The sequence below is a fragment of the Halocynthiibacter sp. C4 genome (assembly GCF_028823805.1).
GTDB lineage: Bacteria > Pseudomonadota > Alphaproteobacteria > Rhodobacterales > Rhodobacteraceae > Falsihalocynthiibacter > Falsihalocynthiibacter halioticoli.
Genome location: NZ_JAPEIE010000001.1, coordinates 610,634 through 630,995, shown reverse-complemented (window position 1 = coordinate 630,995; position 20,362 = coordinate 610,634). Strand labels below are relative to the sequence as shown.

General features: G+C 52.8%; 17 protein-coding genes. 10 read left to right on the top strand and 7 right to left on the bottom strand.

Translation table 11 applies throughout. From position 1 onward, the window contains the following. Positions 1–2 precede the first annotated feature (2 nt). The 3 genes from brxL to OU789_RS03055 are packed head-to-tail and all read left to right on the top strand — an operon-like array spanning position 3 to position 4,397. Entirely contained in the window at positions 3–2,078 is a 2,076-nt protein-coding gene (gene brxL, locus OU789_RS03065; protein ID WP_274653180.1) for a BREX system Lon protease-like protein BrxL, read from the top strand. A gap of 39 nt (positions 2,079–2,117) precedes the next feature. Further along, entirely contained in the window at positions 2,118–2,255 is a 138-nt protein-coding gene (locus tag OU789_RS03060) for a hypothetical protein (RefSeq protein ID WP_274653178.1), read from the top strand. Positions 2,256–2,267: 12 nt separating this feature from the next. Continuing rightward, on the top strand, positions 2,268–4,397 hold the full coding sequence (locus OU789_RS03055; RefSeq protein ID WP_274653176.1) for a GmrSD restriction endonuclease domain-containing protein: 2,130 nt from the start codon (positions 2,268–2,270) through the stop codon (positions 4,395–4,397). A 62-nt stretch (positions 4,398–4,459) separates the two neighbouring features. Here the strand turns inward: OU789_RS03055 and OU789_RS03050 are convergent, their stop codons facing one another. The 5 genes from OU789_RS03050 to OU789_RS03030 form a co-directional block, all read right to left on the bottom strand. Further along, the gene (locus OU789_RS03050; RefSeq protein ID WP_108800533.1) at positions 4,460–4,657 is read right to left on the bottom strand and encodes a hypothetical protein; all 198 of its coding nucleotides are present in this window, start codon (positions 4,655–4,657) and stop codon (positions 4,460–4,462) included. Positions 4,658–4,906: 249 nt separating this feature from the next. Beyond that, entirely contained in the window at positions 4,907–5,980 is a 1,074-nt protein-coding gene (locus OU789_RS03045; protein WP_274653173.1) for a hypothetical protein, read from the bottom strand. Between the two features lie 73 nt (positions 5,981–6,053). Further along, positions 6,054–7,355, bottom strand: coding sequence for a type II toxin-antitoxin system HipA family toxin (locus tag OU789_RS03040; protein ID WP_274653171.1), 1,302 nt, complete (start codon positions 7,353–7,355; stop codon positions 6,054–6,056). Between the two features lies 1 nt (position 7,356). Beyond that, positions 7,357–7,608 (bottom strand): helix-turn-helix transcriptional regulator, encoded by a 252-nt coding sequence (locus tag OU789_RS03035; protein ID WP_108800536.1) that lies wholly within the window; start codon positions 7,606–7,608, stop codon positions 7,357–7,359. 139 nt (positions 7,609–7,747) lie between these two features. Next, positions 7,748–8,611, bottom strand: a complete 864-nt coding sequence (locus tag OU789_RS03030; RefSeq protein WP_274653168.1) for a hypothetical protein — start codon at positions 8,609–8,611, stop codon at positions 7,748–7,750. 698 nt (positions 8,612–9,309) lie between these two features. Between OU789_RS03030 and OU789_RS03025 the strand changes: the two genes are divergently transcribed. The 4 genes from OU789_RS03025 (at position 9,310) to OU789_RS03010 (ending at position 13,596) form a co-directional block, all read left to right on the top strand. Continuing rightward, the gene (locus tag OU789_RS03025) at positions 9,310–10,581 is read left to right on the top strand and encodes an ABC transporter substrate-binding protein (protein ID WP_274653166.1); all 1,272 of its coding nucleotides are present in this window, start codon (positions 9,310–9,312) and stop codon (positions 10,579–10,581) included. A gap of 75 nt (positions 10,582–10,656) precedes the next feature. After that, positions 10,657–11,580, top strand: a complete 924-nt coding sequence (locus OU789_RS03020) for a carbohydrate ABC transporter permease (RefSeq protein WP_263953897.1) — start codon at positions 10,657–10,659, stop codon at positions 11,578–11,580. Continuing rightward, positions 11,573–12,475, top strand: coding sequence for a carbohydrate ABC transporter permease (locus OU789_RS03015; protein ID WP_274653164.1), 903 nt, complete (start codon positions 11,573–11,575; stop codon positions 12,473–12,475). Before OU789_RS03020 ends, OU789_RS03015 begins: the two co-directional genes overlap by 8 nt. Before the next feature lie 11 nt (positions 12,476–12,486). After that, on the top strand, positions 12,487–13,596 hold the full coding sequence (locus OU789_RS03010; protein ID WP_274653162.1) for an ABC transporter ATP-binding protein: 1,110 nt from the start codon (positions 12,487–12,489) through the stop codon (positions 13,594–13,596). 16 nt (positions 13,597–13,612) lie between these two features. Here the strand turns inward: OU789_RS03010 and OU789_RS03005 are convergent, their stop codons facing one another. Then, the gene (locus OU789_RS03005) at positions 13,613–14,593 is read right to left on the bottom strand and encodes an NAD(P)-dependent alcohol dehydrogenase (protein WP_274653160.1); all 981 of its coding nucleotides are present in this window, start codon (positions 14,591–14,593) and stop codon (positions 13,613–13,615) included. Positions 14,594–14,692: 99 nt separating this feature from the next. On the opposite strand from OU789_RS03005, the gene OU789_RS03000 reads away from it, so the two are divergent. Beyond that, positions 14,693–15,577 (top strand): LysR family transcriptional regulator, encoded by an 885-nt coding sequence (locus tag OU789_RS03000; protein ID WP_274653159.1) that lies wholly within the window; start codon positions 14,693–14,695, stop codon positions 15,575–15,577. A gap of 6 nt (positions 15,578–15,583) precedes the next feature. Here OU789_RS03000 and OU789_RS02995 read toward each other — a convergent pair whose 3' ends face one another. Next, a complete protein-coding gene (locus OU789_RS02995; RefSeq protein WP_274653157.1) occupies positions 15,584–17,125 on the bottom strand; it encodes a phospholipase D family protein in 1,542 nt (513 codons plus the stop codon). 355 nt (positions 17,126–17,480) lie between these two features. Here OU789_RS02995 and OU789_RS02990 point away from each other — a divergent pair, with 355 nt between their 5' ends. Together OU789_RS02990 and cueR are read left to right on the top strand one after the other, a co-directional pair. After that, on the top strand, positions 17,481–19,943 hold the full coding sequence (locus tag OU789_RS02990) for a heavy metal translocating P-type ATPase (RefSeq protein WP_274653155.1): 2,463 nt from the start codon (positions 17,481–17,483) through the stop codon (positions 19,941–19,943). Between the two features lies 1 nt (position 19,944). Next, entirely contained in the window at positions 19,945–20,331 is a 387-nt protein-coding gene (gene cueR / locus OU789_RS02985; RefSeq protein WP_274653153.1) for a Cu(I)-responsive transcriptional regulator, read from the top strand. Positions 20,332–20,362 lie beyond the last annotated feature (31 nt).

Sequence of the window (20,362 nt, the reverse complement as noted above, 5' to 3'; positions counted from 1 at the left end):
TCATGAGCGCACTCGACGAAAAGATTAACGAGCATTTCGCGGGCTACGTGGTCCGCAAAGACCTTGTGAAAGCGGTCAAAGGCAACGCAATAGTTCCAACATATGTCCTCGAATACCTGCTTGGGCAGTACTGTGCGACTGACGACGAAGCATCGATCGAGAGCGGCATCGAAACCGTCAAAGAAATCCTCAGAAAGCACTACGTTCACAGAAGTGAAGCGGGACTGATCCAATCCACGATCAAGGAAAAGGGACGCTACAAGGTCATCGACCAGATCAGCGTCTCGCTGAACGAAAAAACAGACAGCTACGAAGCCACGTTCGACAACTTGGGCATCAAAAAGGTTGCGGTGGATAGCGGCACGGTCAAAGCGCATCCAAAGCTGCTTGTGACCGGCGTATGGTGTATTGCTGATGTCCAATATGAGTTTTCCGAAGACGCGCGAACGTCTCCTTGGGTGCTCGAGACCATCAAACCCATCCAGATCGCCAAGGTCGATTACGATGGGTACAAGGAGGCGCGCGCGCAATTTACCAAAGACGAATGGATTGACCTCTTGATGCAGTCGATTGGCTTCAATCCTGAAGCCTTCGGACGTCGCAGCAAGCTTTTGCAGCTGATGCGGCTGATCCCCTTCGTCGAGCGAAACTATAACATCATCGAACTTGGCCCAAAGGGAACGGGTAAATCGCATATCTACTCTGAGTTTTCGCCACACGGGCAGCTGATCTCCGGCGGCGAAGTGACCATCCCGAAGCTGTTTGTAAACAACTCGAATGGGAGGATCGGACTGGTCGGATATTGGGATGTGGTGGCCTTTGATGAATTTGCAGGGCGCGAGAAAACTGCGAACAAGGCCTTGGTCGACATCATGAAAAACTACATGGCAAACAAGACCTTCTCGCGCGGGGTTAACCCCATGGGGGCAGAAGCGAGCTTCGCGTTTGTCGGCAACACAGACCACAATGTGCCATTCATGCTCAAGAACAGCGACTTATTCGAAGCCCTGCCGCCCCAGTTCCATGACTCTGCATTCATTGACCGCCTCCACGCTTATCTGCCTGGCTGGGAGATCGACGTGATCCGAGGCGAGATGTTCACCACTGGCTACGGGTTCATTGTCGACTACCTCGCCGAGATCCTTCGCCATTTGCGCCAAGAAGACTTCTCCAACCGGCCGGACCTGCATTTCAAAGTCAGCGAGAAGATTTCAACCCGTGATCGGGACGCCGTCTACAAGACCATGTCGGGCTTCCTGAAGGTGATTTTCCCTGCCGGAGATGAAACAGCCGATGACGTTGAAGAGCTCTTGCAGCTCGCACTTGAAAGTCGAAAGCGCGTAAAGGACCAACTGTTTCGGATCGATGCGACCTATCCAGATGTCGACTTCTTCTACACTGGCTCTGACGGGGAAAAGCGGCGCGTCCAAACCGTCGAAGAGCAAGAGTTCCCCCAATTCTACTATCTGAAACCTGCCTTAGACCCAAAGCAGCAGGACCAATCCACTGATGCAGTCGATGATGACGTCATCGAAGTCGAACATGAGCCGCGCGACACATCGGAGACCTCAGCGCCCGCCAAGCCGCGCGCCGAAGAGGGTCACCACGTATTCGCCGAAAACCGTAAAGGCATCAGCTACGATAAACTGTTTGGGCCCTATCTGGACGGTGCATCTCGGATCGTGGTGACAGACCCCTACATTCGCTATTTTTACCAGATCAAGAACATGATGGAATTCGTCGAGATGGTCATCCAGCGCAAGGCGTTGGAAGATCAAGTGGCCATCCATCTTGTCACCGGGCCTGATGACGGAAACGTCCAAAAGCAACGCGAATTGCTCGAGAGCATTACCGAGGCATGCATCGGTTCAGGTGTTGAATTCACCTGGGCATTTGATGGATCGGGGACTGCTCATTCCAGAGATATCGTCACCGACACTGGCTGGAAAATCGTCCTGGATCGCGGTCTAGATATTTTCCAAGCGCCCATGCGCCGTGACGGATTCAGCCTTGGCGACCGGCTGCAGGAGCACCGCATGCTGAAGAACTTCTATGTGACCTATGTGCGGCAAGACTAACAGTGAAGCTGCGTAGATATTTCGGAAAAGAGCAAAGCCATGTTCCGCGTTGATTTGAACCAAAACCGTTTGTCCCGCCTGTCCCAGAAGCGCTTCGCCGACTTGAGCCTGTGCGAGCGCGGCGATTTGCAGGAACGGCTTGCGAACGAACCAAAATTGCAGATGCGCAGAAATTAGACGGACGAACGAATGAATAACCAGCCAAAGCCAGATTCGAAGACATACGACGACCTGATCTCGGACGTCAAAAAAGGCATCATCAAAGTGCCCAAGTTCCAACGGGATTTCGTCTGGGACTTGAAGGCAACCGCGAAGCTTCTGGACTCGATCCTTAAAGGTTATCCCATCGGAACCTTCATCCTTTGGGAAACGGATCAACGCATCAATGATATAAAAAACATTGGTGGCTTTGACCTACCCGAGACGCCCATAGGGCGCAATGTTCAGTATGTCCTTGATGGGCAGCAACGCATCACTTCCCTCTTCGCAGCTTATCTTGGTGCGCAGATCAGAAAACCCACCGAGAAAAAGGTGACCGACTACAAAGACATCGTCGTGAACCTGGAAGAGAACCTCGAGGAGAAGGAAAAGGACATCGTCACCGTGAAAGACGAAGCGGAGATTTTCATACCTCTGCATGACGTTCTGAACTTTGACTACCAGATGGGCAATGAACTGGAACAGCGTGGTTTTGAGAAACCACAAATCAATCAGATCAGTGCTTATTCCAGCGCCTTTAAGACCTATGCGTTCTCAACCGTCACCCTTCGACAGAACGATATCGAGTCCGCCATTGAGGTGTTTACTCGAATAAATACGGGGGGAAAGGTTCTCACGCTTTTCGAAATCATGTCGGCCAAGACCTACGATGAAGCCGCTGATTTCGACATGCAGGCCCGTTGGGAGAAGTTCCAGAAAAGGCTTAATGACAGCAAGTACGAAAACATTTCTCCCTCTGTTCTTCTGCAAATCCTGAGCCTCGTCATAAGCGAGTCGAAGGAGTGCAAGCGAAAAACGATCCTTGGCCTGGACAAGGCGGACATCATCGCAAGGTGGGATGATGTCATCTCTGCGATCGAGAAGACCATCGATCACTTCCGAACAGTATTGCGGATACCTGTTTCCCAAATTCTGCCCTACGACACTCTTATCGTGCCTTTTGCCTACTTCTTCTTGAAAACGGGTAAGTCACCCAGCGGGCAGCAACGGAAATATCTGGAAGAGCTCTTCTGGCGTTCTTCCTTGTCGCTGCGGTATTCATCGGCAACTGAATCCAAGCTGGCGGCTGATATCAAGAAAGTTGATCTAATCATAGCAGGCCAGCGGCCAGCTTACCCCGAGTTCAAACTTTTCATCAATTCAGCTCAAGATCTTCGTGAAACAGACTTCTCGACCGGGAACGCCATCTGCAAGTCGATCCTGTGCATTCTCGCATATCATGAACCAAAAGATTTCGACACAAACGGTAAAGTGCTTCTGGATAACTCCTATCTTAAGATCGCCAGCAGTAAGAACTACCACCATTTCTTTCCGAGGGCATTTGTCCGTAAACATGGCAGCGATGCAGAAACCCCTTATGCCAACTCGATTGTCAACATCACTTTGGTCAGCGCCGAACTGAACAAGAAGCGGATCGGCGCAAAGGCCCCCTCGGTCTATCTAGCGGATTTTGCAGATGAGAACTCAGAATTGAAACACGCGCTGAGCAGCCATCTCATCGAGTTGGATGATGCCTCAGTTGTTCAAGACGATTTCACTGCATTTCTGAAGCGTCGCTCAGAAGTTCTCTATGCCGAGATCTTGAAGCGCATCGAACCATCCGAGGCAGCTGCTCAGATCGATCCCATCCACGAAATGATCCTCGAGGGGGAAGGCCAGCTGGTAGAGTTTAAATCCACTCTGCGGTACGACATGCGTACTGGCGAAGTGAACAAGAAGCTCGAGCATGTGGTCGCCAAGACAGTTGCGGCATTCATGAATTCTGACGGTGGAAGCCTCTTCATTGGTGTAGATGACCATGGGAATGCCATTGGCCTCGAACTCGACTGCGGCACACTTTCAAAGAAAGATCGGGACGGCTTTCAACTCCACATTGCTAATATCTTCGACAAGTTCCTCGGCAAGGATGTTATGAAGCTCTGGAAGCTCAACTGGCCCACCTATGACGACAAACAGATTTGTCATGTTGAGGTCACAAGGGCTAACAAACCCGTTTACGTGATTTCCGAAGGTAAGGAGGAGTTCTTCGTACGCAAAGAAGGATCATCGCAGCCCCTTTCGCGTGCGGAAGAGCATGAATGGAACAAGGGACGCTTCTGAGAAAAGATTCAGAGCCTTGAGCAACGGGGCACCAGCGCGGGAATCCCGCCCTGGCGCTGAGATCACTCGATGACCGGGTCTTCATCGCGACGAGGGAAGGCGACCATGTCGACGTCGGGGAACATGCTGTGCTTGACGTTGATCGAAGTGATGTTGCCGCTGTCGTCGGTGTTGACGAATACGACGCCGCAGCGGTCCCAGAAGTTCTTGCCGTCTTTTTCACCGGATTTGACGTTCAGTTTCAGAGTTTGAGTAGCCATTTTTTGATCCTCACTTTGAGTGTTTCGATGAACATGACCAAAGCTGGTACCAAGGGGCTGTCAGCGAGAAACTTGCCTCGCGAGGAATGCGCTGGCGCAGGGGAATTTTCTTGTTGAAGCGGGGCTTGCCCCGCGTCTGCTACGGCTGCCCGCTTATGTTCAGCAGTCGGAAACACGGCACTGAGAATGAAAAACTGGCAACCCCAAAATACTGCTGCGTAGATTTCACAAACCCCAAAAGAACCAGAACTAGAGACCACGGCCTGGCCAACTGAAACCAAAATGACGGACGTAGTATTTGTCATGCATGTACTTCAGATCGTCTTCCCAATCCGAAATCGCATCCTCGTAGCCGCGTGACTGCATTTTTTTGAAGTTTTTCGCTAGACCGGCAATGTGATAAGCGATTTTTCTAAGCCTCAAAGCAGACTTTGGTTCGCCCCACATACGAAGCGCCGAAATCCCTTCGACTGGTGGAAGATGTCCCGAGAAGCAGCGGTCCAGGATCAACCGCCGTGTCGATGCTGGCAAGCCATTTGTTTTCCCGACGGTATATCCGAGCACTTTCAGAAAACTTTCTTCAGCCCTCTCAAAATCACCGCCACCATGACCACTTCCAACATCTGTGGTAGGCCATTTGAAGGCTTCCACCTCGGGCAAATCTCGGACCCTTCGCCTCCACTCCTTTTCGACAGCTGAAACAATCAAAAGGTGTTCGTTTTTCTTTTGGCCTGTCGAATTGGCTGCACGTGATGTGTTTGCCTTCCACAGGTTTAAGAGTTGCTCATTGTTTGACTTGGACAGGGAAGAGCGAATTCTTTTTCCGCTTTCGACGAGTGATGACATCTCTCGCTTCTGACGAGCTTTTGCTTGCCGCTTCACCTCTTCTTTTCTGCGAGCTTCTTTTGATTTTCCCTTTTCCAGCCTCTTTTGGAGTTTTTGCTCTTTGGCTGCCTGTTGTTGATCGATATGCCGCTGCTTTCTAGCAGCTGTTTCGATAGTCTTTGCCCATGAATGAAAGTGTCGCTCGTAGATCAAGTCTATTTCCGCCTCGTGGCGGATGACGGTTTGCCCTTTGAAGGTCAGGCCGACCGTGAATTTCGGTCCTTCTTGCGGAGACCCGACCCACATTTCATCTCTCATCACAGTGAAGAGGCGCACGAAAACCTGGTTGAAGATCGGATCGTCGCCAAAGCCGTGCAGTTCCTGATAAGCCTTACCGACAGCAATCCACTCTTTTGGCTGATCAGCCAAGCTGTTCAAAACGAAAAGCGACAATTTTCGAACGGTATCGAGATTAAGTTCAAATTTGGATCTGCTCATTAGCATTCGCCTTGAAAAATCAATTACTTAAGCTCCGTCGAAGATTGCTCTTAAAGGGGCATTTTTTGTGACCCTACTTCAAAAGAGGTAGGCGACTCCTCAGCGCGCCATCGATCGAAGCAAGCAACGCCTCAGGGAAACCTTCCGGAAGCTGATTGAACGTGGCCTCAATGATCGCGTGCGAAGTCTCCTGCAGCTCTTCGAACAGGCGCTGCACGACTGCGCGGGAAAAGCCGGATTTAACTCCTGTCTCCACGATGTGGCGGCCGACTATATTTGCCACTTTGTAGTGGTTTGAGTTTCCGAAATTCATAGCGAGCTTGAAGTATTTCCGCTCGATCTGCCGGGCTTCGACGGTCGGCTGCACCGTCAGCACGTCGTAAAGCGGTGTCATGCGGAAACGGCCGCCGGGTAAGAGGCTGACGCTGAAGTTCTTTCCATGACCATCTGTTGCACCCAGCAACCAGAAAAGGACATTCGCTTTGAAAAAATCGTACCGGTCTTTGTTGGGGTCATCACTTCCCAACAAGAGATCCATGATATCCGGGATCCCTGGACCGCCCTCGTTCTGGTACTTTTGCGTGGGCACAATGGATAGTGCTTGGCAGCAATCTTCCTGTGGCAGACGGATCAAGCGGCCATCAGACGTCCAGCGCCGATCAAAACGCTCAACCACCAAGGCTTTCTTGTCGCCAAATTGCGCCATCTCGACATTCGCCGCCCGAAGCCCAAACGCCTCCATCAGCTTGAGACAAAAGTATTCATTCTCAACGCTGTCGGACAGATCCATGCCGTTGGGCAGTCTGCCTATTTGCGGCTTGATGATGTGCGTGGTTGGTGTCGTGCCGGTTGGCTCAATCCACTGGCCGTCTTTGCGAAGCAGAGCCGTTTTTTCCTGCGCGCCAGCCACAGAAATGCGAAAGTCATTCTCGCGGCGGATACCCAGTGGTGCTAGATCGAGGTCGCTCAAAATTGCCCCGATCTGCGCCTCGTCAACAGGTTCTCCCGTTAACTCGGACATTGGCTGGGGCTCTTGCCCATCGGGCAGAAACTGCAGCGCGCCAATGCAATCGCGCCCGATTTGGGACAGCAGGCTGAAGGCATCGACGCCTTCAGCCCCTACACGTTCCGCGACCCGTCGGCGGATGACGTCGCTGTCAGGCAACAGGTTGTCAAAAACGGCGAGCACAGGAGCGCCGCTGTAGCGGTTCTCCTGCAATGGCAATGATAGCGACACCGGCATCCGGTGCTCCCATTCGAGCCAGTCTCGCGCATAGGCGAAACTGACGCCGCCCGAGGGCTCACGGACCAACTGGCCCACGAGCCGCGAGTTCAGGAAAACGTTCAGCGGTGTGTAGCTGCGCTTACGGCCCATGTCAGAAGATGTCCTCTAGCCCGTCTGATGTGCCTTTACTGCGCTCGGTCACAGTTATTTCGAGATCCAAAGCCGCGATCAAATCGAATACCGTTTCCAGCTTGGTTCCACCGCTGCCGTTCTCGATCTTGGAAATTGTCTCTTGCCAGACACCGCTCATCGAGGCGAGTTCCTTCTGGGTAAGGTTCTTTGCCTTCCGAGCCTGACGAATTGCGTGGCCCAAGTTTTTTGATGTACGCACGAGGTGCTTCATGGCGGTTCTCCTGCCACTCCATATGACCTCTGGATCATAAATTGTCAATATGATCTCCAAATCATAAGTGCGCAGTATGATCTGAGCACCATAAAGCTCGACGACATTGGTGGCTGTCTCCCAGACTTAGCGAATGCACTCACACCTGCAGCCCCGCAGCGCGCACCTGCTCGGGCGTCACCAGCTTTGATGCGATCAAATCCTCGATCTGCCGGTTGGTGATGTGGCGGCAAAGGGGATGGCGCTCGTGGATCCACTCGGCGAGGCTCGCTCGGCCTTTGGCTTCGGCCTCTCGCGCCTTCTCGCGGTCGGCCTGGATCTGGGCCAGTCCCTTCTCCCACCGGCGCATCTTGAACCAGTTGTCTGAGAAACAGACCTTGCTGCGCGTGTAGCCCTCGCTTTCCTTGGCATAGGCTTTGACCGCCTGCTTCAGATCATCGGGCTTCACTCCCGCCTTCACAGCTGCTGCGATCAGGCGCAGACTGGTCCGCCGGTCTCGGTTCCTGTCCTCGGGATAGACCGCCAAGATCTTCTCAGCTTCAAGATTTTCAACCTCTTCCGCCACTTCGCGCCTGCGCGTAGGTGGTTTATGGATGGTTTTAGGATGGTTTGGGGTCCACCGTGAACCCCGTACCCCGTTCACCGTGGACCCCGTACCGGGTTCAGGCTGGACGGGGTTCACAGTGACCCCCGTCTCAATATCGGGCTCGGCCGTGGGTTCGAGCCCGGCCACGCGCTCCAGAACAATGCGGTAAATGACGGTGTAGCCGTTCTTGCAGTGCCGCCGCCCTGTCTCGATCAGAATGCCTTCGCGCAGGAAGTCGATGATGGTGCGCTTAACCGTGCTCTCGCTAAGCTCTGTATGGCGCTGGATGGTCCCTTTGGAGCACCAGATACCCGAACCGTCATCGCTCGCCTTATCCGCCAGGAACATGATGATCTGCTTGCGCGCGGCGCTGCCAAAGCGGCGCTCAGCGCACTCATTTGCGATACGCCAGCTCATTGGACCACCTCGCCAGTCAGAGGCCACGAAAGAGCCGACTGAGCGTTTGCGGTACGGCACTGGCTCATGCTAATGTGCTGCGAAAGCTGACAGGCTTTTTCTATTTGGCCCCGGTTCACAGTTGCCGCTGTGACGGGGCCTTTTTCGTTTTGAACCGGCGAATTTGGCTTTGAAACTTTCGCTTTTTGTTCACTTTTTGTCTGGGGGTGTTTTGCACCCTTAAGCCGTTGTTTTCGCTTACGCTCTCTCTGGATTGCAAATCCGTGTACACCGGTTCGATTCCGGTACTCGCCTCCAAGCTTCATCTGAATGTGATAGTGCGGTTGTATTGCCGCAAACGCTCAATCGTTTCGCAAGTTCTTTGTCCAAAATTTATTGCAAACTTTAAGCCTCACCTACATTCACGCGGAGTGCACTGAACCACGCTGATTGCGGCCTTCCAATATGCGCGCTGATAGAAACTTCCCCAGATTTTAGAGACAAACACGCCGCTTGACAGATACCCTCAAATTGCACGATGTTCACGTGAACAGAGGAGTGTTCCGATTCGGAAAACGATCAAAAGAGCCGTTCTGCGTGCAGTTCGGCAACAGGAGAGGTTTGCTTCAAAAGCAGTCATCCCACCTGAGATCGCGCCGAAGCCGAAACAGTCCCGAGTTGCTTTATTGCGGCACCGCCGCACCAACGGAGGAGAAAAAATGAAACTTACAAACAAAGCAAAACTGCTTGGCGCGAGTGTTCTCGGTGCTATGACCGCCGCTTCGGTCGCCGGTGCGGAGCCTAAGACAAATATGATGCACCAATGGGCGCAGGGCTCAGAAGCTGCAGCAATCGCAAAGCTTGGCGAAATGTATGAGGCCGCGGGGGGAACATGGGAGCAAACCGCGATTTCCGGCCACACATCTAATACTCTGGCCAAATTGCGCTCTGATGTTGTTGCAGGCAACGCGCCCGCAGCTGTTCAGCTAAAGGGCCCTGAGATTGCCGAGTGGAATGCAATTGGTGCGACGGCAAATCTCGACGAGCTTGCAGCGGCTGAAGGCTGGGACGACGTAGTTGCACCGGAGCTTGTTTCGGTTATGAAACCGACAGGAAGTTGGGTCGCGGCTCCAATGAACATCCACCGCGTGAACTGGCTTTATAGTTCACCCAAAATCCTGAACGAGCTTGGTCTTGAAGTTCCCAAAACTTGGGACGAATTCAACGCCGCGTGCGACAAAATCACTGCCGCTGGTTACACATGTATTGCCCACGGCGCCGCCGATTGGTCCGACACAACAACCTTCGACAGCGTTGTTTACGGCATGGACATCGATCTCTATCGCAAGGCATTCCAAGAAGCGGATGTAGAAGCCATGCGCAGCCAAGGTATGATCGACGCTTTTGCACAACTCCGCAAAATGGTTGGCTACATGGATGATGGCATCAACGGCCGCTCATGGGAGCAATCCATGACGATGACCATGTCGGGCGAAGCGGCGTTCTTCTTGATGGGGGATTGGACGGTTGCCTCTGCCAACCTTGCTGGATTTGTCGAAGGCGAAGATTACTACTGTAACCAGACACCTGTGAACTGGGGTGGAAACGGATTCATCCTGAACGCAGACTCCGTTGTGTTCTTCAATCAGAAGGACGAGGACTACATCGAAGGCCAGAAGCTTCTCGCATCGATTATTATGTCTCCAGAGTTCCAGGTTACGTTCAACGTTGCCAAAGGTTCTATCCCGTCGCGTACGGATGTTGACCTCTCGGTTGGTGGCTTCACACAGTGCCAGCAACAGGGTCTCGAAGACCTCAAGGCATCTGTTGAAGAAGGAACACTGGTTCGCTCCATGGCGCACAATATGACTGTGCTGCAAAAGTATCGGGGCGCAATGATGGAAGTGATCACAGAATTCGTCGCTGACGACTCGATCACACCAGAAGAAGCCGCAAACCAACTCGCGGACGCGGTTGAACTGCAAAGCTAAGCAGTTTGCCACCAGCTGCGCCGCTTTCCCTTTGAGCGGCGCGGCTCCTGCATAAAGAATACCGCGGAGGACTAAATGCAACGTAAACCCGCCCTCGGCTCTCAAGGCTGGGCAAACCGGCTCGCCGCGCTCACACCTCAAATGGTTTTGCTGCCGACACTGATTGCCGCGCTTGTCTATGTGGTGATCTTCTCACTCTGGACACTGTGGATCTCGGTTTCACAATCGACTTTGCTTCCCAATATGGCCTACGGTGGCTTCGGCGAATATGCTTCGCTTTGGAAAAGCAAGCGTTGGATCGTATCCTATCAAAACCTATTCCTCTTCGGCGCTCTCTATGTTTCCGGTTCCATTTTCTTCGGTACCCTACTCGCAATTCTGATCGACCAACGCGTTCGCTATGAATCGGTATGGCGTACGATTTTCCTGTATCCGCTCGCGGTGTCATTCATCGTGACAGGTACCGTTTGGCGTTGGATTTTCCATCCGCAAACTGGCGTTGAGCTTGCTCTGCAAGATTTAGGATGGATTGCCGCGAAATTTGACTGGATTACAGATCGCGACATGGCGATTTATGTGGTCGTCTTTACCGGCATCTGGCACGCGTCCGGCTTTGCCATGGCACTTATTCTTGCAGGTCTGCGCTCTGTTGACGGCGATCTTGTGAAAGCCGCGCAAATAGACGGTGCCTCAATGCCTCGTATTTACCGCAAAGTGGTGCTTCCAACGATCTGGCCGATCTTCGTAGCCGTCACGGTTGTTTTGCTTCAATTCGCAATCAAAACTTATGATCTCGTCGTCGCACTAACCCAAGGCGGGCCAGGTGTATCAACGACAGTTCCCGCGATTGTTGTGTATGACCTGATGTTCCAACGCGGTCAGATCGCCCAAGGTGCTGCCGCCGCAGTAATGATCCTTGTGGCTCTCGCTCTTGTTCTTGTTCCCTATGCGCTCTGGTCCGGCTGGCGCGCCCGTAAGGAGGCTCGCTCCCATGGCTGAAGCAACCACTCATCAGGAGTTTGATCCACTTGCGACAGGCAGCAGGTCAAAACAGCGCCGCTCACGTGCTATTGTCTATACGTTGCTCGTTGTCTTTGCGCTCATCTATATCTCACCCCTTCTCATCATCCTAACCAACGCCTTCCGCCCGTTGGAAGAGATCGTGCGTGAAGGGTTTATCTCTATGCCCAACAGCATGTCATTTGGGTATTGGGTCGAAGCATGGAGCACGTTCTGTATCGGCGGCACCTGTGAAGGCGTCTCGCGCTACTTCAGCAACACGCTGCTCATGACCGTTCCCGCAACAATCCTTTCGACGGCCTTTGGTGTGGTGAACGGCTACGCGCTTTCAAAATGGCGGTTCAAGGGTGACATGTGGGTATTCGGGCTGATTACGCTTGGCGTGTTCCTTCCGGCCCAAATGACGCTGCTACCTTGGGCGTTCGTTCTGGGCAAGCTTGGTCTCTCGAACTCAATCGCGGGCCTTGTATTGGTTCACACGGTTCAGGGCATCAGTTTTACCACGCTCTTCTGCCGAAACTATTTCGTAAGCGTCCCTGACGATCTCATCAAAGCGGCGCGGATCGATGGCGCTGGCTTCTGGCGCATTTTCCGACGGATCATGCTTCCCTTGTCGCCTCCAATCCTGATCGTCTGCGTGATTTGGCAGTTCACAGGCATTTGGAACGAGTTCCTCTTTGGTACCGTTTTCACATCCGGTGCAAACCAGCCTATCACCTCTGCCATCGTGGCCTTCTCGGGCTCGGGAACTGGTGAGCGGCACTACAACGTTGAGGCCGCATCGGTGATCTTCGCCGCGCTTCCTCCGCTCTTCATCTACGTTATCGGCGGCAAATACTTTGTTCGGGGCTTGACCTCCGGCGCCGTGAAATAAGGAAATCACCTATGTCATCTTTGCAAATCAAAAATCTCCGCAAGAGCTATGGCGCGGTCGAAGTCCTCAAGGATATCAACCTCGAAGCCGAGTCAGGTGAATTCGTTGCGCTTGTCGGCCCCTCAGGATGCGGAAAATCCACGCTGCTCTCAATTATTGCGGGGCTCGAAAGTGTCACATCGGGCGAGGTCTTAATTGAGGACCACGTTGTAAATGACGCTGCTCCAAAGGACCGCGACATCGCAATGGTGTTTCAATCCTATGCGCTTTATCCAACCATGACCGTGCGCCAGAATATGACGTTCGGGATGGAATGCCGCAACATCGACAAAGCGACACAGGATGAAACCGTCAAACGCGTCGCCACCCTGCTGCAGATCGAACCGCTTCTAAATCGCAAACCCGGCCAGCTGTCTGGCGGTCAACGCCAACGTGTTGCAATGGGCCGCGCGCTTGTTCGGGATCCCAAACTGTTTCTGTTTGACGAACCGCTCTCGAACCTTGACGCAAAACTCCGCGTTGAGATGCGCAGCGAGATCAAGAAGCTTCACCAAACCGTTGGCCGAACAACCGTTTACGTGACCCACGATCAAATCGAAGCCATGACCTTGGCCACACGGATTGCTGTGATGTATCAAGGTGTCTTGCAGCAATACGACACGCCTAAAACCATCTATGAGAAACCAGCAAATACATTCGTGGCTGGTTTTATGGGCTCGCCGAATATGAATTTCTTTAAGGCAAAGGCCGTCAAGAACGGCGATGGGTTTAGCGTTGTCATCGAGGGTGGAGAAGGCACACCATTACCTTTGCCAGCAGATCGCTACGACACACTCACAGACGGGCAATCGATCATTTTCGGTGTTCGCCCAGAACACTTCAGCCCTGCATCGGACAACCGTGCAGAACGCAAAGGCATTGCTTCGGTTGCCGTTCCTGTTCGGGTGGATATGGACGAGCCAACCGGATCGGAGACCGTTCTGCTCACCACGATCGCAGGACAGAACGCAACTATTGTTTGCGAGCCAGACGCAGCACCAGCCATTGGCGGCACTGTCGATTTCGAGATCGACATGACCAAAATCAGCCTGTTTGATCGAAAGTCGGAACTGCGCCTTTAATAGTGAAAACCTTAAATCAGGCCGCAACAACGTTGCCGACTTTGCGGCCTGAATCGACATAGCGATGCGCCTCTGGCAATGCGTTTAGCGGGTATGTTCGATCAATCACTGGCGCCAATGCGCGGGCTTCCACGATCTCGAGCACTTGGGACAGTAGCTCACGCAACTCTGCTGGCTTTAGCATTCCTGTCGCCGAAAACTGAGCGCGCTTCCGCCCGAATACCAAGGTCACAAGCGATGCCCCCAAAAGATCGCACCCGAGAACAGGGCAAATATAGCGACCATTGGGTGTCAAAACACGTTTAGCTTGCCCAAATGACGATACACCGAGCGTATCAAATATCACGTCGTAAGTGTCCGCGCCCATCGTGAAGTCTTCTTGGGAATAGTCGATCACGCGCCCTGCCCCGAGCGATGCCACAAGGCCCGCATTTCCGGCGCTGGTCGTCGCGCTTACTTCAGCTCCCATATGGGCCGCGATTTGTACAGCAGCACTTCCAAGGCTTCCAGATCCGCCCAAGATAAGAACGCGCGCGTTACGACGAACCGCGGCTATTCGGTGCAAGAAATTGTAAGAGGTAAGCGGACCATCACACATGACCGCTGCTTCTTCATGCGATAGCTCGCGCGGTTTTGGCATGATAACGCCGTTTTCATTCGTCAAAATATGGCTGGCGTTTGCGCCGAACTGAAGGCCCGCTTCACCAAACACCTCATCTCCAACGGCAAAGCGCGAGACTTCGCTACCAACTGCGATGACCTCTCCCGAGAAACCCGTCCCGACAAGATCGTTACGGGGCTTCCTAAAACCGAGAAACAGCCGCGCGAATTTCGGCGTTCCTTCGCGGAGCATTGTGTCCGCACGCGTCACCGCTGACGCCTTGGTCTTGATGACGATCTCTTCTGGGCTAGGTTGCGATAAGACGTCCTGAAAAGGGGTCAAAACCGCTGGTCCGCCATACTTTTGAATGCGCCATGCATTGCGATTGATTTTCATTGTTCGCTCCAATTTTGTTGACGAAACCTGCTTAGAGGAGCAAAAAGGTTACGAATACTGACAAAAAGTGACCGCATCGGTTAAAAAAACGGACCACCTATGATCGACTGGAAGTCTCTTCCTGCTTTTCTCGCCGTTGCTCGAAATGGCTCACTCAGAGCGGCCGCCGACCAATGTGACAGCACGCATGCCACTGTTCGGCGGCAAGTTGAGGCGCTTGAGGCGCAGCTTGGCGTGCAGCTTTTTCGACGTGCTGCCGATGGCCTTCACCTCACGGCTGCCGGGCGCACACTCCTACCCCGCGCCATTGATGCAGAAGCCGCTCTTCTTCAAGGAACAAACGCAGTTAAAGGCCTTGACCGCGAAGCCTCTGGGCGTATTCGCCTTTCAGCAGACCCGATGACCGCCCATTTCCTCTTAGCGCCAGTTTTGGCTGAATTTGCAAAGCTTTACCCCGAAATTGACCTCGACCTGCAATTGTCATTTGGCGTAGATTCAATTTCCAAACTCGAAACCGATGTCTCTGTAAGGCACGTGACCGAAGTCAACGAAGATGCGGTTGGTCGCAAACTGTTCCCGCTTTCAATAGGGGTATTTGCTTCCGCAGATTACATTGCCAAAGCACTGCCCGAAGCAGGCCCCAAAGGGCGCGGGTTAACTTGGATCGGCTATGGCGATGTTCCGCAGTTGAATGCTCTCATTCGCAACTCTCCATTCCCTGAAGCAAAGGTCCGCCACACAATCCCCGACCCCGCAATGCATCTTCAAATGGCGCGTGCCGGTGCAGGCATGACTGTTCTTGCATCGTGGGTTCAGTCTGTGTTTCCCGAACTTCAACGCGTTCCGGGCACAGTGCTCGACGAGCGTAGATCGACCTGGGTTTTACTTCACAGCGATCTCCGGCGCGTTAAAAGAGTACGCTTGTTTGTCGATTATCTCTGTGCCGCACTACTCGAGCGCCGTGCAGATTTCATCGGAACGTAGGGCGTCTTAGAGCATCCACTCAACGGGCAACAAGCCTACAAACCACAGCAATCCTCGCTGAAATGCCGTTGAGTTTGGCTCGTTCGCAAAAGTTCGGGTCGGGCCATTCTCGTCATATTGCACCCAAACCGTATCGCCATCGACGGTATGCGCGACCTGATAGGCAAAGGTTGGAGCCTCCAGCAGGTTCGAAAGAAATTTAGCAATCGTTGGGCTGTCGACGAGAATTCCCATCTCTGTGTTGAGCTGGGCTGAACGGGGATCAAGATTGAACGAGCCTATAAACGCTTTTGTCTCATCGATTCCGAACACCTTTGCATGCAAACCCGAAGCAGACCCCGCAAGAATCTGGGACAATGTGCGCTCGGCATGTTCTTCGCGCATGGCCCGCAACTCAAGCACTTCAACACCGCTTGAGATCAAATCGTCTCGATATCGGATATAACCGGCATGTACCGGCATCACATCGGTCGAGTCATATGAGTTCGTTAAGACCCGAGTCCGTACGCCACTTCTTGCGGCAGTGGTCAAGGTATCCGTTCCGCGCTCGCCCGGGATGAAATATGCAGACACAAGATCGATTGATGATTTCGCCGCTTCGAGAAGCTCAAAAAGTTGAGTAACAACAAGCTGGTCATCCGTTGCTTGCCCCAATCCTTTAACAGGGTCATCGACAAGCAAACGTGCTTTTCCCCACTCAAACTCTATTGAGCGATCAATAAGGTCTTGGACAAATTCGTGCTCTTCAATGGCCTCCCGATACCCAGCACCAAGTGCCGTCGCTCTTGCTTTGTCAGCATCCGCTTTAATCGAGGGCTCCCATACCGACGCAAGGATTAAGTCTGCATCATAAGCGGAGCCGCTATTCCAATATGTGTCAAACGCAGCAGACACATCATCCACAATCGGCCCAATGGCGATCGTGTCCACGTCAAAATAATGCGCCCCCTCACCGAAAGCGAAATATATGTCGCCGATATTCCGACCGCCAACAATTGTGGTGACTCCATCAACTGTCATCGATTTATTGTGCATTCGGCGATTTAGACGTTTGAAGTCAAAAAGGTAAGAAACCAGTTTTGGTTTGCGCAATGTGAATGGATTAAAAATACGCACCTGTGCAGACGGGATTGCATCCAGCTCTGCAAGCTTCTGGTCCAGACCACCTACGCCGTTGTCATCAACCAACAGCCGTACGCGCACGCCTCGCTCTGCGGCTGTTCGAAGCTCATCAAGAAGCATCAGCCCAGTGGTGTCGTGCTGCCAAATGTAATACTGCGCATCAATCGAATTCTGAGCAGTTCTCGCCAACAATGCACGGGCGGCGAATGCGTCGCGGCCATCGGTAAGTGGTCGTAGGCCATTGAGATCTGAATGCGCTTCAACGGCTGACTTGATCGCCTGACCGAGATTTGTATCCCATTGCGGCTCTGATCTCGTTTCTGTGCTTGCAAAGTTTTCGTCCGGTAGAGGAAACGCAATCCTCATTCCAACAACGAAGAGAGCAATGACCGCAGCGATAGCCAAAAGTACTCTGAGTAGACGCATTTTTCGTCCTTTCTCAACTGTAACTCATCTCTAGAAACGGCAAACCCAAAATCCAGAGTTGCGCGACTACAGCTTAGGCAACATTCACCACTTGCGGCAAGCGGACAATTGATCTCAGACTTTCTTATTTGAAAACAGTAAATTAGGCCAACAACTCTGTAACACAACTCAATCTAGTTTTACGCGTCATAGGCGATTTTCGCCGAGCTTTCGCGCCAAGCCCGACAACTTCAACCGAAAATATCCTCTCGGCGCATCCTTCACCTTGAAAGCAGACCGTCTTGCGTAGCCGCCTTGACCTTCCCATTACTGGAAGGTCTATATCAAACTGCATGAGCAGAATCGCGAGTGACCTATGAAGAAAACCAGCCTCCTTACAATAAATGTCTCTGGCATGAACTGCGCTTCTTGTGTTGGGCGGGTTGAAAAGGCGCTCCAAAACCTGCGCGGGGTACAGTCGGCATCCGCAAATCTCGCCACGCAACAAGTTTCGATCAGTGGCTCTGGTGAGATTGACCTCATTGAGGTCGAAAATGCCCTTAGAAAAGCTGGCTACCCTGCAGAAGTCACATCTGTAACATTCGCAATATCTTCGATGAGTTGTGCATCCTGCGTCTCGCGCGTCGAGAAGGCATTGTCATCGGTTCCCGGCGTTCGTTCAGCAACGGTAAATTTGGCGACGGAAACGGCTTATATAGAGTACGTGGTTGGCACAACAACACCACAGAGGATTGCATCCGCGGCGACCGCAGCGGGCTATCCCGCTCGGCCTGTCACAGAAGCTTCCAAGGCATCTTCCACAGCCGATGACGCCTACAACGGGCTCAAACGTCAAACGATCATTGCCGCGCTTCTCGCCACTCCTGTGTTTGTACTAGAAATGGGCGGTCACTTATTCCCGCCGTTTCACCATTTCATCATGGCCACATTGGGCATGCAAAACAGCTACTTGATTCAATTTGCGTTAACCAGCGCAGTTCTAATAGGGCCTGGGCGACAGTTCTACACCAAAGGGATCCCAGCGCTCTTTCGTGGTGCGCCGGATATGAACTCTTTGGTCGCCCTTGGAACACTTGCCGCCTATTGCTTTTCGATTGTCACAACATTCGTGCCGCAAATTCTACCGCAAGGTACAGCGAATGTGTATTTCGAAGCGGCCGCCGTAATCGTTGTATTAATACTTGTGGGCCGAACACTGGAAGCCCGCGCAAAGGGGCGCACTGGCGCAGCCATCCAACGGCTTCTCAATCTTCAGCCCAAACAAGCGCGCGTTGAACGGAAAGGTAAACTCACCAATGTAAATGTCGACGAGGTCGCTCCGGGAGATACGGTCCACCTCTATCCAGGCGAGCAAATTCCGGTTGACGGAGACGTCGTTTCCGGCAGCAGTTACGTTGACGAAAGCATGGTCACCGGGGAGCCAATTCCTGTCGAGAAATCCAAAGGTGACACTGTCATCGGCGGAACAATCAACGGTGCAGGAAACCTAGTTTTCAAGGCAACCACGACGGGCGAGGCCTCTGTCCTCGCGCGGATTGTGGCGCTCGTTCAATCGGCGCAGGCTGCCAAACTGCCGATCCAAAGCGTCGTGGATAAGATCACTGCTTGGTTCGTACCGGCTGTTCTTCTCGCTGCACTTGTCACCGTGGTCGCCTGGCTCTTTTTCGGCCCTGCGCCTGCTCTTAGTTTCGCACTTGTGGCTGGAGTGTCGGTTCTTATCATTGCTTGCCCTTGTGCCATGGGTCTGGCCACACCAACCTCAATCATGGTTGGCACAGGACGCGCGGCAGAGCTTGGCGTCTTGTTCCGAAAAGGTGATGCGCTGCAATCGCTCGACGCGGTCAGCGCCATAGCCTTTGATAAAACCGGAACTCTAACCAAGGGCAAACCCGAACTCACGGACATAATCCTCGCTGAAGGCTTTGAGGAAGCTGAAGTACTGGGCAAAGTTGCCGCCGTCGAAGCCTTTTCGGAGCATCCGATTGCCAAGGCCATCGTCGCAGAAGCGACCGTGCGGAACTTGCCCACTCTAAATGCAGAGCAATTCAAATCTAAGACAGGTTTCGGCATTCAAGCGCGCGTTGAAGGCGTTGAAGTCATGGTCGGCGCGGAGCGGCTGTTTCAATCTGCAGATATCGAGCTTGGCGGGCTCAATGACAAAGCGGCTCAGCTCGCCAATCAAGGAAAAACGCCTATCTACGCCGCAATTGATGGGAAAACCGCTGCCATCCTCGCTGTTGCCGACCCAATTAAAGAAACGGCCAAAACTGCAATTTCTTCGCTTAAACAACGCGGCTTACATATCGCGATGATAACGGGTGACGCTAAAGAAACGGCCCAAGCCATTGGCGCAGAACTCGGAATTACCGATATTGTCGCGGAAGTTACGCCAGAAGGAAAAACCGAAGCGATCAAATCACTCAAATCCAAACACGAGGGTTTGGCCTTTGTGGGGGACGGCATAAATGATGCCCCTGCTCTCGCGGAAGCAGATGTCGGCATTGCAATCGGTACCGGCACCGACATCGCGATCGAAGCCGCTGACGTTGTGCTCATGAAAGGCGATGTAACCAATGTCGTTACAGCATTGGACCTTAGCGCAAAAACCCTTCAAAACATCCGGCAAAACCTGTTTTGGGCTTTCGCCTATAACACACTACTCATCCCTGTTGCCGCTGGGGTGTTCTATCCAGCCTTCGGGATTTTGCTCTCGCCAATATTTGCGGCCGGAGCCATGTCGCTATCGAGCGTTTTTGTTCTAAGTAACGCTTTACGGCTTAGAAACGCTGCAGCACCAAGCGTCACATCAGGAGGTTGAGATGAACATCAAAGACGCCGCAAAGCTGACGGACCTTACCTCAAAAACAATACGATACTACGAAGATATTGGCCTCGTCAGCCCCCAGCGCCATGCGAACGGGTACCGTGATTTTGACTCCAAAGATGTTCACAAACTCGGTTTTGTCAGCCGTGCCAGAGCTCTCGGGTTTTCAATTGAGGACTGCCGAACACTGCTGGCGCTTTGGGAGGATGAAAACCGTGCAAACGCGGACGTCCGAGCCGTTGCACAAGAGCATTTAGACCTGATCGAAGAGAAAATTGCGAAACTTCAAGAGATGCGCTCAACACTCACCAAACTCGTTTCCGAATGCGCTTCCGGCTCTCGTTCGGATTGCCCGATCCTCGCGTCTTTAAGCCCCTCTTGATGCGCCACATTCTCGACAGGTTTTGCGAGAT